General features: G+C 73.2%; 12 protein-coding genes. 4 read left to right on the top strand and 8 right to left on the bottom strand.

What is annotated here, in order from left to right; translation table 11 throughout:
• The first annotated feature begins 54 nt into the window (after window positions 1-54).
• The 3 genes from ACQPZA_RS13010 (at window position 55) to ACQPZA_RS13000 (ending at window position 4,397) form a co-directional block, all read left to right on the top strand.
• On the top strand, window positions 55-567 hold the full coding sequence (locus ACQPZA_RS13010; protein ID WP_433280839.1) for a VOC family protein: 513 nt from the start codon (window positions 55-57) through the stop codon (window positions 565-567).
• A gap of 108 nt (window positions 568-675) precedes the next feature.
• Window positions 676-3,504, top strand: a complete 2,829-nt coding sequence (locus ACQPZA_RS13005; protein ID WP_433282797.1) for an alpha/beta fold hydrolase — start codon at window positions 676-678, stop codon at window positions 3,502-3,504.
• A complete protein-coding gene (locus ACQPZA_RS13000; protein WP_433280837.1) occupies window positions 3,501-4,397 on the top strand; it encodes an ABC transporter permease in 897 nt (298 codons plus the stop codon). The genes ACQPZA_RS13005 and ACQPZA_RS13000 overlap by 4 nt, the downstream gene beginning before the upstream one ends.
• Here ACQPZA_RS13000 and ACQPZA_RS12995 read toward each other — a convergent pair.
• From ACQPZA_RS12995 to uvrB, 4 genes are all read right to left on the bottom strand, one after another.
• Entirely contained in the window at window positions 4,387-5,292 is a 906-nt protein-coding gene (locus ACQPZA_RS12995) for an EamA family transporter (RefSeq protein WP_433280835.1), read from the bottom strand. The two genes, ACQPZA_RS13000 and ACQPZA_RS12995, sit on opposite strands and share 11 nt — an antisense overlap.
• Before the next feature lie 69 nt (window positions 5,293-5,361).
• Window positions 5,362-5,706, bottom strand: coding sequence for an MmcQ/YjbR family DNA-binding protein (locus tag ACQPZA_RS12990; RefSeq protein ID WP_433280833.1), 345 nt, complete (start codon window positions 5,704-5,706; stop codon window positions 5,362-5,364).
• Window positions 5,703-6,992, bottom strand: coding sequence for a glycosyltransferase family 87 protein (locus ACQPZA_RS12985; protein ID WP_433280831.1), 1,290 nt, complete (start codon window positions 6,990-6,992; stop codon window positions 5,703-5,705). Before ACQPZA_RS12985 ends, ACQPZA_RS12990 begins: the two co-directional genes overlap by 4 nt.
• 208 nt (window positions 6,993-7,200) lie before the next feature.
• A complete protein-coding gene (gene uvrB / locus ACQPZA_RS12980; protein WP_312859418.1) occupies window positions 7,201-9,384 on the bottom strand; it encodes an excinuclease ABC subunit UvrB in 2,184 nt (727 codons plus the stop codon).
• A 105-nt stretch (window positions 9,385-9,489) separates the two neighbouring features.
• Between uvrB and ACQPZA_RS12975 the strand changes: the two genes are divergently transcribed.
• On the top strand, window positions 9,490-10,035 hold the full coding sequence (locus ACQPZA_RS12975; protein WP_407692241.1) for a DUF402 domain-containing protein: 546 nt from the start codon (window positions 9,490-9,492) through the stop codon (window positions 10,033-10,035).
• Window positions 10,036-10,081: 46 nt separating this feature from the next.
• Here ACQPZA_RS12975 and ACQPZA_RS12970 read toward each other — a convergent pair whose 3' ends face one another.
• Genes ACQPZA_RS12970 through ACQPZA_RS12955 form a run of 4 tightly spaced genes read right to left on the bottom strand, consistent with a single transcriptional unit; the run spans window position 10,082 to window position 13,688 of the window.
• The gene (locus tag ACQPZA_RS12970; RefSeq protein WP_433280828.1) at window positions 10,082-10,885 is read right to left on the bottom strand and encodes a hypothetical protein; all 804 of its coding nucleotides are present in this window, start codon (window positions 10,883-10,885) and stop codon (window positions 10,082-10,084) included.
• The gene (locus ACQPZA_RS12965) at window positions 10,882-11,754 is read right to left on the bottom strand and encodes an RNA polymerase sigma factor (protein ID WP_433280826.1); all 873 of its coding nucleotides are present in this window, start codon (window positions 11,752-11,754) and stop codon (window positions 10,882-10,884) included. The genes ACQPZA_RS12970 and ACQPZA_RS12965 overlap by 4 nt, the downstream gene beginning before the upstream one ends.
• A 39-nt stretch (window positions 11,755-11,793) precedes the next feature.
• Window positions 11,794-12,990 carry a dephospho-CoA kinase gene (gene coaE / locus ACQPZA_RS12960; RefSeq protein ID WP_433280824.1) on the bottom strand — a complete coding sequence of 399 codons (1,197 nt, stop codon included), beginning with the start codon at window positions 12,988-12,990 and terminating at the stop codon, window positions 11,794-11,796.
• A gap of 17 nt (window positions 12,991-13,007) precedes the next feature.
• On the bottom strand, window positions 13,008-13,688 hold the full coding sequence (locus ACQPZA_RS12955) for a hypothetical protein (protein ID WP_433280822.1): 681 nt from the start codon (window positions 13,686-13,688) through the stop codon (window positions 13,008-13,010).
• Between the last annotated feature and the right edge of the window lie 61 nt (window positions 13,689-13,749).

Genomic DNA, 13,749 nt, shown 5'->3' with positions numbered 1-13,749 from the left:
GCCGGTCCATCATTGAGGCCCGAACCTGTCCTGATGCTGCCTAGCGTCGGCGTCATGGACGAGCCGAGCAACAAGACCGCGCAGACCTGGATCGCCACCTCCGACACCTCCCGGTTCCTCGACTTCGCGACGGAGGTCTTCGGAGCCGTGGAGCTCTCGCGCGTGCAGACCGCGGACGGCGGGATCGGGCACGCCGAGCTGCGGCTGGGCGACACGTGGTTGCTCGCCTTCGACACCCGGCCGGAATGGCCTCCGCTGCCTGCCCTGATCCGGGTGTGGGTGGACGACGCCGAGGCCACGATGGCCGCGGCCGAGGGAGCCGGGGCGCGGGTGGTCACCCCGCTGTCCGACTCGGCATTCGGGCAGCGCGGAGGCCGGGTGCGCGATCCGCTGGGCAACATCTGGTGGGTGGTCCAGCAGGTCGAGGTGGTGCCGGCGGACCTCATGATCCGACGTCTTTCCGAGCCGCGGTACGCGGAGGCAGTGCGGGTCGCGCAGGAGACGTTCGACCGGGAGATGAGCGGTCGGGACGTCGGGTGGTCGAGCGCGCCGGTCTTCCACCGGTAGCTCCCCCTTCGTCACTGAGAGACGGCTGAGGGGGCCGTCCCGACCTTCGCATAACGTCAACCTGTGCACCGGACCCTCCGCGCGCTCGCCGCGGCCCTCACGCTCGCCATGGTCGCGCTGGTGGTCCCGACCGGCACCGCGTTCGCCGCCCCGGCGTCCGCGGTCCGCACGCAGGAACAGCGCATCGAGGTGGCGGGCGGCCCGGGCACCACCGGCACGGTGAGCCTGGACACCACGCTCTACCTGCCCGCCGTCACCCCGGCCCCGGCCGTGCTCGTCGCGCACGGGTTCGGGGGGAGCAAGGCCTCGGTCGACCCCGACGCCCGCGACCTTGCCGCCCGCGGGTTCGTCGTGCTCACCTGGTCGGCCCGTGGCTTCGGGGCCAGCACCGGCCAGATCTCCCTCGACGACCCCGACCACGAGGTCGCCGACGCGCGGGCACTGGTCGACTGGCTGGCCGCGCGCCCCGACGTGACCCAGGACGGGCCCGGCGACCCCCGCGTCGGGGTCACGGGCGGTTCCTACGGCGGCGCGCTCGCCCTGCTGCTCGCCGGCTACGACCGGCGGATCGACGCCATCGCCCCTGTGATCACCTGGAACGACCTCGGTCAGGCCCTCTTCCCGAACGCGGCGACCACCGCCCCGCTCCCCTCCGGCACCCCGGCGCGGGGCGCATTCGCCCCTGACGGGGTGTTCAAGCGCGGGTGGGCCGGGCTCTTCTTCTCCGCCGGGCTCGGCCCGGCCGACCCGGCCCCGACCGGCGCCACACCGAACGGCGCGGCGCAGCCGGCCGGGGCAGCCGGCCCCGTCGGCGGGTCCGCACAGGCGGGCCCGGCTCTGCCCGGCGGCCCGGCCCCGGCAGGCGAACCCCTCACCTGCGGCCGGTTCACCGCCCAGGTGTGCGCCGCGTACACCGAGTCCGCCACCACGGGCCGCCTCTCCCCCGCCACCGCGGCTCTCCTGCAGCGCTCGTCGCCGTCGACGGTGACGGACCGGATCACCGCACCGACGCTGCTCGTTCAGGGCGAGCAGGACACGCTGTTCGGGCTCGACCAGGCCGACGCGAACGCCCGCCAGATCGCCGCGACGGGCACGCCCGTGAAGGTCCTCTGGTACGGGGGCGGACACGACGGCGGCGCGCCCGACGCAGCGGTGCGCGAGGCGATCGGGGACTGGTTCGACTTCCACCTCGCCCACACCGGCACGAACCCGGGGACCGGGTTCGGCTACACCGTCCAGAGCGGTGTGCGCACCAACGGCAGCGCCCCGAACAGCCGCACCGTCGAGGCCACCGGTTACCCCGGGATCTCCGGCGCGGCACCGGTGGAGTCCCGGCGGCTCGGGCTGGAGGGCCCCGAGCAGGTCGCGCTCAACCCGGCAGGGGGCAACCCCGCCGCGATCACGTCGTTGCCGGGGATCGGTGGTGCGCTCGGCAGCCTGGCCGGCCGGCTCACCTCGGCCACCGCCGAGGTCCCCGGCCAGTCCGCGCAGTTCCGCACCGCGGCTCTCGGGGAGCCGGTGCTGGTCGCCGGCGCTCCCCGGGTCGACGTGTCGGTCGCCCGCGTCCCCGGCCAGCCCGCGCCCGCCGAGGCGATCCTCTTCGCCAGGACGTTCGAGGTGGCGCCGGACGGCCTGCGCACGCTGCTGGGCAACGCGGTGGCCCCGTTCCGGGTGGCCGTCCCCGCCGACGGCTCCCCGGCCCGCGCCACGGTCACCCTGCCGGGCATCGTGGCGCCGGTGGAGGCCGGGAACCACCTGGTGGTGTCGGTCGGCACCACCGACCAGGCCTACGCGAGCGGCACCGAGCCCGCGGTGTGGCGGATCGGGCTCTCGGGTGACGCGGCGCTCACCGTGCCGGTGGTGCCGGGCGAGGCCGTCACCGCGAACACCGTGCCGCTCCTGCCCCTGATCGGCATCGCGGTCGTGCTGGCGCTGGCCCTGCTGGCCTGGGTCGTCGCCCGGATCGTGGGCCGCCGCTCCGCGGCAGGCACCGTGGCGGCCGCCGACCCGGGCGCCCCGCCGCTGGAGATCCACACGCTGGCCAAAACCTACCGCGGTGGGTTCAGCGCGGTGAAGGACGTGTCGTTCACCGTCCGGAAGGGCATGGTGCTGGGGCTGCTCGGCCCGAACGGGGCGGGCAAGACCACCGTGCTGCGGATGCTCATGGGTCTGATCAGGCCCACCGCAGGCACGATCACGGCGTTCGGGGAGCCGGTCGCGCCGGGTGCGCCGGTGCTGGCGCGGATCGGGGCGTTCGTCGAGGGGCCGGGGTTCCTGCCCCACCTGTCGGGGGTGGACAACCTCCGCCTCTACTGGGCCGCGACGGGTCGTCCCGCCGCGGAGGCGCACCTCGACGAGGCGCTGCGGATCGCCGGGCTCGGCGCGTCCGTGCAGCGGCGGGTGGGCACCTACAGCCAGGGCATGCGCCAGCGCCTGGCCATCGCGCAGGCCATGCTGGGCCTCCCGGAGCTGCTCGTGCTCGACGAGCCCACCAACGGGCTCGACCCGCCCCAGATCCACGCGATGCGTGAGGTGCTGCACCGGTACGCGGCCGGTGGGCGGACGGTGCTGATCTCGAGCCACCTGCTCGCCGAGGTGGAACAGACCTGCACGCACGTCGTCGTGATGCACCACGGCGAGGTGGTCGCGGACGGCACGGTCGACGACATCATCGCCGGCGGCGGGGCCGCCACGTTCGGCGTGGACGCCCCCGACCGCGCGGCCGCCGTGCTCAGCGGGCTCGCCGGGGTGCACGCCGTGTCGGTCGACGGCGGCTCCGTGCACGCCGAGCTCAACGGCACCCCGCGCGCGTCCGCGGTGCGGGCGCTCGTCACGGCCGGGGTCGACGTCGCGTCGGCCGGCCCACGGCGGCGTCTCGAGGACGCGTTCCTGCAGCTCGTCGGAGAGGACGCCGGAACAATGGATGCAGCCCCGTGACCACGAACGACGGTCCGTCCACCTGGAAGGGCACGGTCGGCGACCTCGCCGACGACGTCCGGCCCACCCGGTACCGCCCCGGCCACACGCTGCCGCTGCGCGTCGAGCTGCGGCGCCAGCTCCTGCGCCGCCGGACGCAGGTGACGTTCGCCCTGGTCACGCTGCTCCCCGTGATCCTCTGGATCGCGTTCGAGCTGGCCGACAACGGCACTCCCACCGGGTCGGTGAACCTCGTCGACCTCGCGAAGGGCAGCGGGGCGAACTTCGCGGTGTTCGCACTGTTCGCCTCGTCGTCGTTCCTGCTGGTCGTGGTGGTGGCGCTGTTCTTCGGCGACACGGTGGCCGCGGAGGCGTCGTGGTCGAGCCTGCGCTACCTGCTCGCCGCGCCGATCCCCCGGGCCCGGTTGCTGCGGCAGAAGGCGGTCGTGTCGGGAGTGCTGTCGGTGGCGGCGCTGCTGCTGCTCCCCGTGGTGTCGCTGGTCGTCGGCGCGCTGGCATACGGCACCGGCGACCTGGTGAGCCCCACCGGTGAGTCCCTGACCTTCTGGACGGGCGTGGGCCGGGTGCTGCTGGCGGCGCTGTACATCGCCGTGCAGCTGAGCTGGGTGGCCGCCCTCGCGCTCCTGCTGTCGGTGAGCACGGACGCACCGCTCGGGGCGGTCGGGGGCGCGGTGACGGTGTCGATCGTGTCGCAGATCCTCGACCAGATCACCGCGCTGGAGGACCTCCGCAACTACCTGCCCACCCACTACGACAGCGCGTGGGCCGGGCTGCTGGCGGGGCAGGTCGACTGGGGGGACATGACCCGGGGCGTCTTCTCCGCCGTCTGCTACGCCGCCGTGCTCGGCGGCCTGGCCGTGTGGCAGTTCCGGCGCAAGGACGTCACGAGCTAGTGCGGACGAGAGCCACGTCGGTGACGGGGCGGGGCGGGCGCGGGGTCCCGAGCAGCACCCCGCCGATGATCACCACCCCGGCCACCAGCTCCACCACGCTGGGCCGTTCACCCAGAGCGGCCGCGGCGAGCCCGATCCCGACCACCGGCACCAGCAACGAGTAGGGCGCGACGACCCCGGCCGGGTAGCGGCGCATCAGCGCCGTCCAGATGCCGGAGCCCAGCACGGTGGCGAGGACGGCGAGGTAGGCGATCGCCAGCAACCCGGGCACCCCGGCCGGGGTGACGGCGGCGCGCACCGCCGCCCAGTCCGCGGCCGGGCCCTCGGTCAGGAAAGAGGCCGCGAGCAGCGGGACCGGCGGCACCACCGACATCCACAGCGTCAGGTGCAGCGGATTCGGTGCGTCGGCGAGCCGGGCGGCCAGGTTGCCGAACGCCCAGCCCAACGCCCCGATCAGGGTGAGCACGAGCGGGATCAGGGCCGCGGCATGCGCCTGCGCCACGGCGATGGCCAGCAGGCCCACCACCGCCAGGCTGATCCCGGCGACCTGCCGGACGGCCATCCGTTCCCGCAGCAGCAACGCCCCGAGCAGCACCGTGAACGGGGCCGAGGCCTGCAACACCAGCGACGCGAGCCCGGTGGGCATGCCGACGTCCATCGCGACGAACAGGAACAGGAACTGCACCGTGCCGAATCCGAGCCCGTAACCGATCAGCCAGCGCAGCGGCACCCGCGGCCGGGGCACCAGCAGCACCGTCGGAATCGCGAGCACCAGGAACCGCAGCGCGGCGAGGAACAGCGGCGGGAAATGCTCCAGCCCGACGTGGATCGCGAGGAAGTTGGCGCCCCAGAGCACGGCGACGACAGCGGCGAGCAGGCGGTCGCGGGTGGTCACGCCCCACGATCTGTCCCGGTGGAGACGAAGACCAGCGAATGTGGCCGTCCTCGCCCTGGTGCATCTGCCTCAGGTGGTCTGCGGGCGCAGCCGCTTGGGCAGCTTCGCGACCACCGCCGCGTAGGACTCGTCGACGAGCTCGCACAGCTCGTCGTCGGGGATCGTCCCGTCGACCGTGACGCGGTTCCAGCCGTGCCGCCCGATGTAGGCCATCACCTCGACGGTGCCGGGGTAGCGCAGGCGCGGCTCGGCCGCCTCGTCGGCGTCGCGGCCGCACTTGACTCCCAGACCGTCTCCGCCGAGGAACGCGAAGATCTTGCCGCCCACCTTCGCGACCAGGTCGCCCTCCCACGGCTCGTCGGGCGTGGCGCCGGGCTTGGCCAGGCAGTAGGCGACGAGCTCCTCGTGGTTCACGGCCAGCGTTGCGGGGCCGACCGGTCGCGCCGCATCGCCACGAACAGCAGCACGAAGAGCAGCACGGTGAACCAGACGTAGGTGCTGCCGATGAACTGCTGGAGCGGGGTCCACGACAGCTCCCGGTTGTCGGCCCGGGGCAACCCCTGCTGGTGCGGCGCGATCACGAACACGGCCGCCATCGCGAGGGTGACCACCGCCCACGTCCAGGACCGCAAGCGCCACGCCGTGGCCGCGGCGACCAGCAGCGCCGGCGCCACCCACACCCAGTGGTGCGACCACGAGGTGGGCGAGACCAGCAGCGCGACACCCGCCGTGGCGACGAGCGCGAGCGGCGACGAACCCCGCCGGATCGCCGGTACCGCGAGCGCCAGCAGCCCCGCGGACAGCAGCAGCCAGCAGACCGTGCGCGGGGTGCCGTCGATCCCCATCCGGACGAGCACGGCCTGGAACGTCTGGTTGGTGAAGAACGGTGATCCGCTGACGCCACCCGCCGGGTTGTCGAGCCAGAAGGTCCACGACTGGCTCGGCGCGACGACGAACCCGATCGCCGTGGCCACGGCCCCCGAGATCGCAGCGGTGGCGGCGGCCCGGTAGTCCCGGCGCAGCAGGAAGTACAGGACGAACGCCGCGGGCGTCAGCTTGATGGCGGCAGCGATCCCGATGAGCACGCCGCGGGGCCAGCGCGGCCGCGCGACCAGGCAGTCGAGCGCCACCAACGCCATGAGCAGCAGGTTGATCTGGCCGAACTGGATGGTCTGCGACACCGGTTCGAGACTCAGCGGGGGCCGCGGGTCGGACGGGACGTCGAAGTCGATGACCTTGCCGGGCTGGACCGCGAGCGCCAGCGGCAGCGCGATCGACGCCACGGACAGCGCCCCACCCCGGCCACCGCCCTCCCAGAGCCGGCGCGCGACCACGTAGAGCGTGGCGCCCAGCGACAACGTCGAGAGCGCGAGCAGCCCGGTCCAGGCCACGACCCACGGCACCACGGCCAGCGGCACCATCGCCAGCGCCGCGAACGGCGGGTAGATGAACGGCAGCGCGATGTGGCCCGCCGTCTCCGGCAGGGGCCCGTACAGGTCACCGCCGGACAGCCACGCCTGCACCCCGAAGCGGTACACCTGCAGGTCGATGTGCCGGCCGCCGGTGTAGATCACGACCCCGACCAGCACCAGGACGAGGAGCGGAACGGTGACCGGCAGGATGCGCCGGGGCGACCGGAGCACGTCGAGGATGCGCCGCTCGGCCGAGGTGCGGGCGGTCGACGCGCCGACAACCGTCACACTGGTGCCCTCTCCTCGGCCGATAGATCGCCCGCCACGGTAACTCGCCCCTGCCCCGTGCCGCCGGGCCCCCCTCCGCAGCGAGCTGCGCCGTCACCGCGCACACGAGTTGGCCACCGCACACACGTCAGGCCGTGTGCACCGTGGCCGACAGGTGTGCGCGGTGACCGTGGATCCGTGCCGCCCTGTCGGCGTGGCAGGAGGGCGGTCAGCGGATGCCGGCCGCGTCCATCCCGCGCAGCTCCTTCTTGAGGTCGGCGATCTCGTCGCGGAGACGGGCGGCCAGCTCGAACTGCAGATCGCGCGCCGCGGCGAGCATCTGGTCGGAGAGCTGCTGCACGAGGTCGGCCAGCTCGGCGCGGGGCATCGTGGAGGTGTCGCGGCCGGCGATCACACCGGAGCTGGCACTGGCCCGGCCCGGCTCCCCCGCCGCGCGCTTGCCGCGGGACTGGTTGCGGCCCGATCCGCCGACCGGGACCTCGGTGTCCTCGGCCTCCCGGTACACCTGGTCGAGGATGTCGGCGATCTTCTTGCGCAGCGGCTGCGGATCGAGCCCGCGCTCCTCGTTGTAGGCGACCTGCTTGGCCCGGCGCCGGTCGGTCTCGTCGATGGCGAACTGCATCGAGTCGGTGATCTTGTCGGCGTACATGTGCACCTCGCCGGACACGTTGCGCGCCGCGCGCCCGATGGTCTGGATCAGCGAGGTGCCGGACCGGAGGAAGCCCTCCTTGTCGGCGTCGAGGATCGCCACCAGTGAGACCTCGGGCAGGTCGAGGCCCTCCCGGAGCAGGTTGATGCCGACCAGCACGTCGTACTCGCCGAGCCGCAGCTGCCGCAGCAGCTCCACCCGCCGCAGAGTGTCGACCTCCGAGTGCAGGTAGCGCACCCGGATGCCCAGCTCCAGCAGGTAGTCGGTGAGATCCTCGGCCATCTTCTTGGTGAGCGTGGTGACCAGGACGCGCTCGTCGCGCTCGGAGCGCTCGCGGATCTCGTGGACCAGGTCGTCGATCTGGCCCTTCGTCGGCTTGACGACGACCTTCGGGTCGACCAGGCCGGTGGGCCGGATGACCTGCTCGACGAACTCACCACCGGTGCGGCTGAGCTCGTACGGACCGGGCGTGGCCGACAGGTAGACCGTCTGCCCGATCCGGTCGGCGAACTCCTCCCACGTCAGCGGCCGGTTGTCGACCGCCGACGGCAGCCGGAACCCGAACTCCACGAGGTTGCGCTTGCGGGACATGTCGCCCTCGTACATGCCGCCGATCTGCGGGACCGTCTGGTGGGACTCGTCGATGACCAGCAGGAAGTCGTCGGGGAAGTAGTCGATCAACGTGGCGGGCGCCGAGCCCGGCCCACGGCCGTCGATGTGGCGGGAGTAGTTCTCGATGCCCGAGCAGAACCCGACCTGGCGGATCATCTCGATGTCGTACTGCGTGCGCATCCGCAGCCGCTGCGCCTCCAGCAGCTTGCCCTGGCGCTCCAGCTCGGCGAGCCGCTCCTCGAGCTCCTTCTCGATCTCGCGGACCGCCCGCTCCATGCGCTCCGGGCCGGCGACGTAGTGCGTGGCGGGGAAGATGCGCAGCTCGTCGACCTGGCGGACGACGTCGCCCGTGAGCGGGTGGAGGTAGTAGAGAGCCTCGATCTCGTCGCCGAAGAACTCGATGCGGATCGCGAGCTCCTCGTACGCCGGGATGATCTCCACGGTGTCGCCGCGGACCCGGAACGTGCCGCGGTTGAAGGCCATGTCGTTGCGGGTGTACTGCACGTCGACCAGCGCCCGGAGCAGCACGTCACGCTCGACGCTGCCGCCGACCTCGAGCTTCACCGACCGGTCGAGGTAGGACTGCGGCGTGCCCAGGCCGTAGATGCACGACACGGACGCGACCACGACGACGTCACGCCGCGACAGCAGGTTGTGCGTGGCGGAGTGGCGCAGCCGCTCGACGTCCTCGTTGATCGAGGAGTCCTTCTCGATGTAGGTGTCGGTCTGCGCGATGTACGCCTCGGGTTGGTAGTAGTCGTAGTACGAGACGAAGTACTCGACCGCGTTGTTGGGCAGCATCTCGCGAAGCTCGTTGGCCAGCTGCGCCGCGAGCGTCTTGTTGGGCGCCATCACCAGCGTGGGCCGCTGCAGCCGCTCGACCAGCCAGGCCGTGGTGGCCGACTTGCCCGTGCCGGTGGCACCGAGGAGCACGACGTCCTGCTCGCCCGCGCGGATGCGCTTCTCCAGCTCCTCGATCGCCGCGGGCTGGTCGCCGGCAGGCGTGAACTCACTGACGACCTCGAACCGGCCGCCCGCGCGGGGGATCTCCCCGACCGGGCGGAACTCGGAGTGGGCGACCGGCACGTCCTGCTTCGCCGCGCTGCCGGGAACCTCTGTCGCGAATGCCACGGTTCCAGGGTACGAGCCATCACCGACATTTCGCGGAGCGTCCACGGGACGGACGCGAGATGCGGTGCCGAGCGAACCTCGGCGGGACCTGACAGGATCGGGGCGGTGCACCCGCCGAAGATCTCCACCTTCGACGTCCCGGCCGCCCTCAACATCGACACCAAGGGCGTCCCCCGCCCGGTGGACGAGTACCGGATCACGCCCTTCGGCCTGTACATGAGCCGTCCGATGATCGACCGGCCCACCGCGCACTGGGTGCAGTCGTGGCTGCTGCCCGACATCGGCCTGTGCGTCACCGACTGGTGCTGGAACCCCGGCCACCACCGGGACCAGGACTTCTACCTCGATGTGTGCGACATCGTGCGTGACGGCGAACGCTGGGTGCTCACCGACTACTACCTCGACATCGTGGTGCAGCACGGGCGCAGTGCCCTGGTGGTCGACACGGACGAGTTCGTGGCCGCCGTGGCTCTCGGACTCCTCGAGCCGCCCGCGGCCGAGAAGGCGATGGAGCGGGCCTTCCGCGCCGTGGACGGCCTCGCCGCCCACGGCCACGACCTCGACGCCTGGCTCGGCGAGCGGGGCGTCGCGCTCACCTGGAAGCGCTGCCGCGACGTCCGGCAGTGCCCCGGAGAGGCACCGGCCCCGTAGCGGCGGCGGACGGTTCGCGTCCCCGGCCCGAACGGAGCCGGCTCTCTCAGGCGATGCCCGAGGTCGGCGAGACCGGCGAGGTGGACGGCCTCGGCGAGGTGCTGTGTTGTGTCGTGGTCGCCGGAGTCGACGGGCTGGCCTGAGCCGTGCTGGTCGGCGGCGGCTCCTCCTCCGTGGTCGTCGGCGGCGGCGTACTCGTGCGTGTCGTCGTCGGCGGCGGCGGCGTCGGGCGTGTGGTCGTGGTGGTCGGCCGAGGCGGAGTCCATGGGCGCGACGTTGTTGTCGGCGGCTGGTGCGTCGGGGGCTGCGTGCGTGTCGTCGTGGGCGGCGCCGGTGGGTCCACCGGGGGTGGCGGCGGTGGCGGCGGGCCACCCACCGGCCCCGGCGGGACGGGCCCGGATCCGGGGAGCCCGGGCGCCGGAGCACCCGGCACCACCCGGCCCTGATCTGTCGCCGCCTGATCACGCTGGATCCGCGCCCGCTCCTCCTCCGAGGCGCCCGGGGCCGCCACCGGAGCGTTGGGGTGGACGGCCGACTGCGGGTCGGACGGCGACTCGGGTGCGACAGCGGGCGCTGAGTCGGCCCCACCCAGGCTGCCGGCGGGCGCTGAGCCCGGCGACACGGCGGTGGCGGCATCCGCGACCGCCGCGGGCGCCGCGATCTGCGCGATCGCCGTGGTCGCGCCGAGCGCGCCGACGGTGAGCACCGCGGCGGCGGCGGCCGTGCTGGCGCGGTTGAGCGTGCCGGCCCGGCGGATCACTGAGTCCACGGCGGGCAGCGTGACGGCGGCGGCGAGCTCGTTGTCGAGCCGCCGGAACTCCTCGGTCACTCGATCCAACGGCTCGTTCACCGGTGTTCCCCCCTGTAGTCGTCGCCGGCCCGGTCGCCCTCGCCGCCGTATGGCGTGCCGTATCCCTCGGCGTCGAAATCGCCGGGGCGGTAGTTCCCCGGCCCGTATGCCGGGCCGTAGCCGTCGGACCCGCGCTCGCCGGACCCGAAGACGTCGAAGCCGTCGTCGGCGTTGTAGCCGTCGCCGACCGCGCCCTCCAGAACCAGGGGCAGGACCTCGGCCATGCCCTCGGACACGACCTGTCGCGCGCGGGACAGCCGTGCCTGCACCGAACCGATGGAGACCTGTTCCAGCGCGGAGATCTCACCCAGCGAGATACCCGCCATGTGGGTGAGGACGACGGCCCGGCGCTCCGCCGCCGACAACTTGCCCAGCGCGGTGAGCAACGCGCCGGTGCGCGAGTCGACGCCGTCACCGATCGGACGGGGCCGGCCGATGCCGATGCGGGCGAGCATGCGCCGCCAGCTCCGGATGGTGGACCGCACGGCCACCCGCCGGATCCAGGCGCTCGGGTCGGGCGAGCGGCTGATCACCGCCCAGTTGCGCCATGCACGGGAGTAGGCGTCCTGGACGACGTCGTGGGCCTCGCCCGGATCGAGCGTGATCGCGTAGAGCTGCGCGACCAGCCGCTGGTAGTTCGCCTCGAGGTGCGCGCCGAAGTCGACCCGCAACTGTGCGGCGGACAGCGCCGGGCCGCCGCGCACGATCTTCGTGCGCCCGGAGCCGGGCGTGGCGCGAGCGACGCCGCCGACATCGTCGAGCCGGCCGTCGGAACCAGGAGGATTGTCGACCGGTGTGCCCACCGTCATGTCCCCCTGCTCGCCGGAACCCGGCTGGTCACCCGGATGTGGATTTTCCTGTCCCTCCATCGTGGCACGGTGGCGCACCGTTACGACGGAGCAGCCCGATCACTCCAACGAGGGAGACCAGCCTGAGGATGCGGCCCATGCGTCGGCCCGTGGCGCTGCGGCGTCGAACCACGGTTCCTTGACCTGGACGTACCGATCCGCGTCGCTGTCGTCGCCGTAGCGCGCCTCCGCCTCGCGCTTCACCGCCAGGTACTCGTCCCGGGCTGCGGCATCGGCGCGCAGCCAGTCCCGGAAGAGCAGCGCATAGCGCCAGCCGGGAGAGCCCACCTCACGGACGTGCAGGTGGACGATGCGACCGGGGTCGGCGGAGCCGTGATAGCGCTTCGGCCACGGCGGTGAGCCCGGGGGCTTCGCGTTGTCCCAGGCGATGTCGGAACGCCAGGGGAAGCCGGCGTCCTGCAACGCGTCGCGGACGGCGTCGGCGTCGGCCAGCGAGTCGACCCCGAGCTGCAGGTCGATCACGTCCTTGGCGGGCAGGCCCGGTACGGAGGTGGAGCCGGTATGGGCCACACCACGTCCCCGCTCCCCCGCGGCCGCCGCCACGCGGGCACAGAGCCGGGCGCCCTCGGCCGGCCAGTCCGGGTCCGGGTCGGCGAGCTTGGGCGCGCCCGCACGGACCACCCGGCGCAGCCGCAGGTTCTCCTCGAACGGGACCAGCCGGGCCGTCCACAGCTCGTCGACAGCGGCCTCGAGGCCGGCGGGATCACCAGAGTTGTCCAGCCACACGTCGGCGGCGGCCCGGCGCGCGGCGTCGTCGGCCTGGCTGGCGATGCGGGCCCGCGCGTCGGACTCGGGCATCCCCCGCTGCTCGACGAGCCGCCGCACCCGCTCCTCCGCGTCGGCGTGCACCACCACGACCAGCGGGAACAACGGTGCCATCCGACCCTCGACGAGCAGCGGGACGTCCTGCACCACCACCGCATCGGGCGGCGCGGCGGCGATCAGCTCCTCGGAGCGCTGCCGGACGCGGGGGTGCACGATGGCGTTCAGGCGCTCGCGCGCGGCCGGATCCTGGAAGACCAGTGCCGCGAGCGCGGCCCGGTCCAGGGCGCCCTCCTCGGTGAGGACGCCGTCGCCGAACGCCGTGACGATCTCCGCGAGCCCTGCGGTGGCCGGCGCGACGACCTCCCGGGCGATGGCGTCGGAGTCGACCACCACCGCGCCCTGCTGGGCGAGCCGCCTGGCCACCGTCGACTTGCCCGAACCGATCCCGCCGGTCAGCCCCACCCTCAGCACGGCGTCACGCTACTCGGTCAGGAGACGGTCCCCGGGGGCTCGGTGGTGGTGCCGGCCGACGACGTGCCGCCCACCGTGCTGACCGCGGGAAGCACGCGCAGCGCGAGGTCCACCAGCACGTCGGCCGGAGCCCGGCCACCCGGCAGTGGCTGGCCCGGCAGCACGAGCGTCAGGTTGCTCACCTCGTGGACGACCATGAGAACGGCCTCGCCACGCCGCTCGACGAGCACGGCGGAGGCGCTCCCGATCGGCAGCTCACGGCGTCCGCCGTCCTCGGCCTCGGCGTTGACCCGCCACTGCTTGCCGGCGGCGTCCGCGTCGGTGTACGCGGACGCGTTGATGTTGAGCAGTGTCCGGCCACGCGCCGGACCGCCCGCCGTGCCGGTGTAGACACAGGCCACTCGCTCGGTGCGCCCGACGGACGGCTCCGCGACGCCGATCGTGGTGCGCTGGGCGACCGAACCCAGCGGCAGGCCCAGCAGGGCCTCCAGGTCACCGACGGCGAGGATCCGGGCGCAGTCGTCGGGCAGCACTCCGTCGTCCGGGCCGGCCACAGCCGCCGCGGACGTCTCGGCCGACGTGGGGAACGTCGGCACTTCGGTCTGTTCGAGCGCGGACGCGCCACACCCGCTCAACGCGAGCACCACGGCGACCAGTCCGGCACCGAAAGCTCCGTGTCGGCAGTTCGCCCCGCGCATGGACATACGGTAGAGCGAAATCTCCCCCACCTCCTCTTCGCCGCGCGATTAGCACCGAACG

It is taken from the genome of Pseudonocardia xinjiangensis (assembly GCF_050948425.1).
Lineage (GTDB): Bacteria > Actinomycetota > Actinomycetes > Mycobacteriales > Pseudonocardiaceae > Pseudonocardia > Pseudonocardia xinjiangensis.
The sequence above is the reverse complement of the archived record's forward strand: the minus strand, read 5'-3'. Positions and strand labels throughout refer to the sequence as shown.

Coding starts and splice junctions, on each gene's coding strand:
- ACQPZA_RS13005 (WP_433282797.1), top strand. CDS start 676: ATGGTCGCGCTGGTGGTCCCGACCGGCACCGCGTTCGCCGCCCCGGCG.
- ACQPZA_RS12965 (WP_433280826.1), bottom strand. CDS start 11,754: ATGGAGGGACAGGAAAATCCACATCCGGGTGACCAGCCGGGTTCCGGC.
- ACQPZA_RS13010 (WP_433280839.1), top strand. CDS start 55: ATGGACGAGCCGAGCAACAAGACCGCGCAGACCTGGATCGCCACCTCC.
- ACQPZA_RS12955 (WP_433280822.1), bottom strand. CDS start 13,688: ATGCGCGGGGCGAACTGCCGACACGGAGCTTTCGGTGCCGGACTGGTC.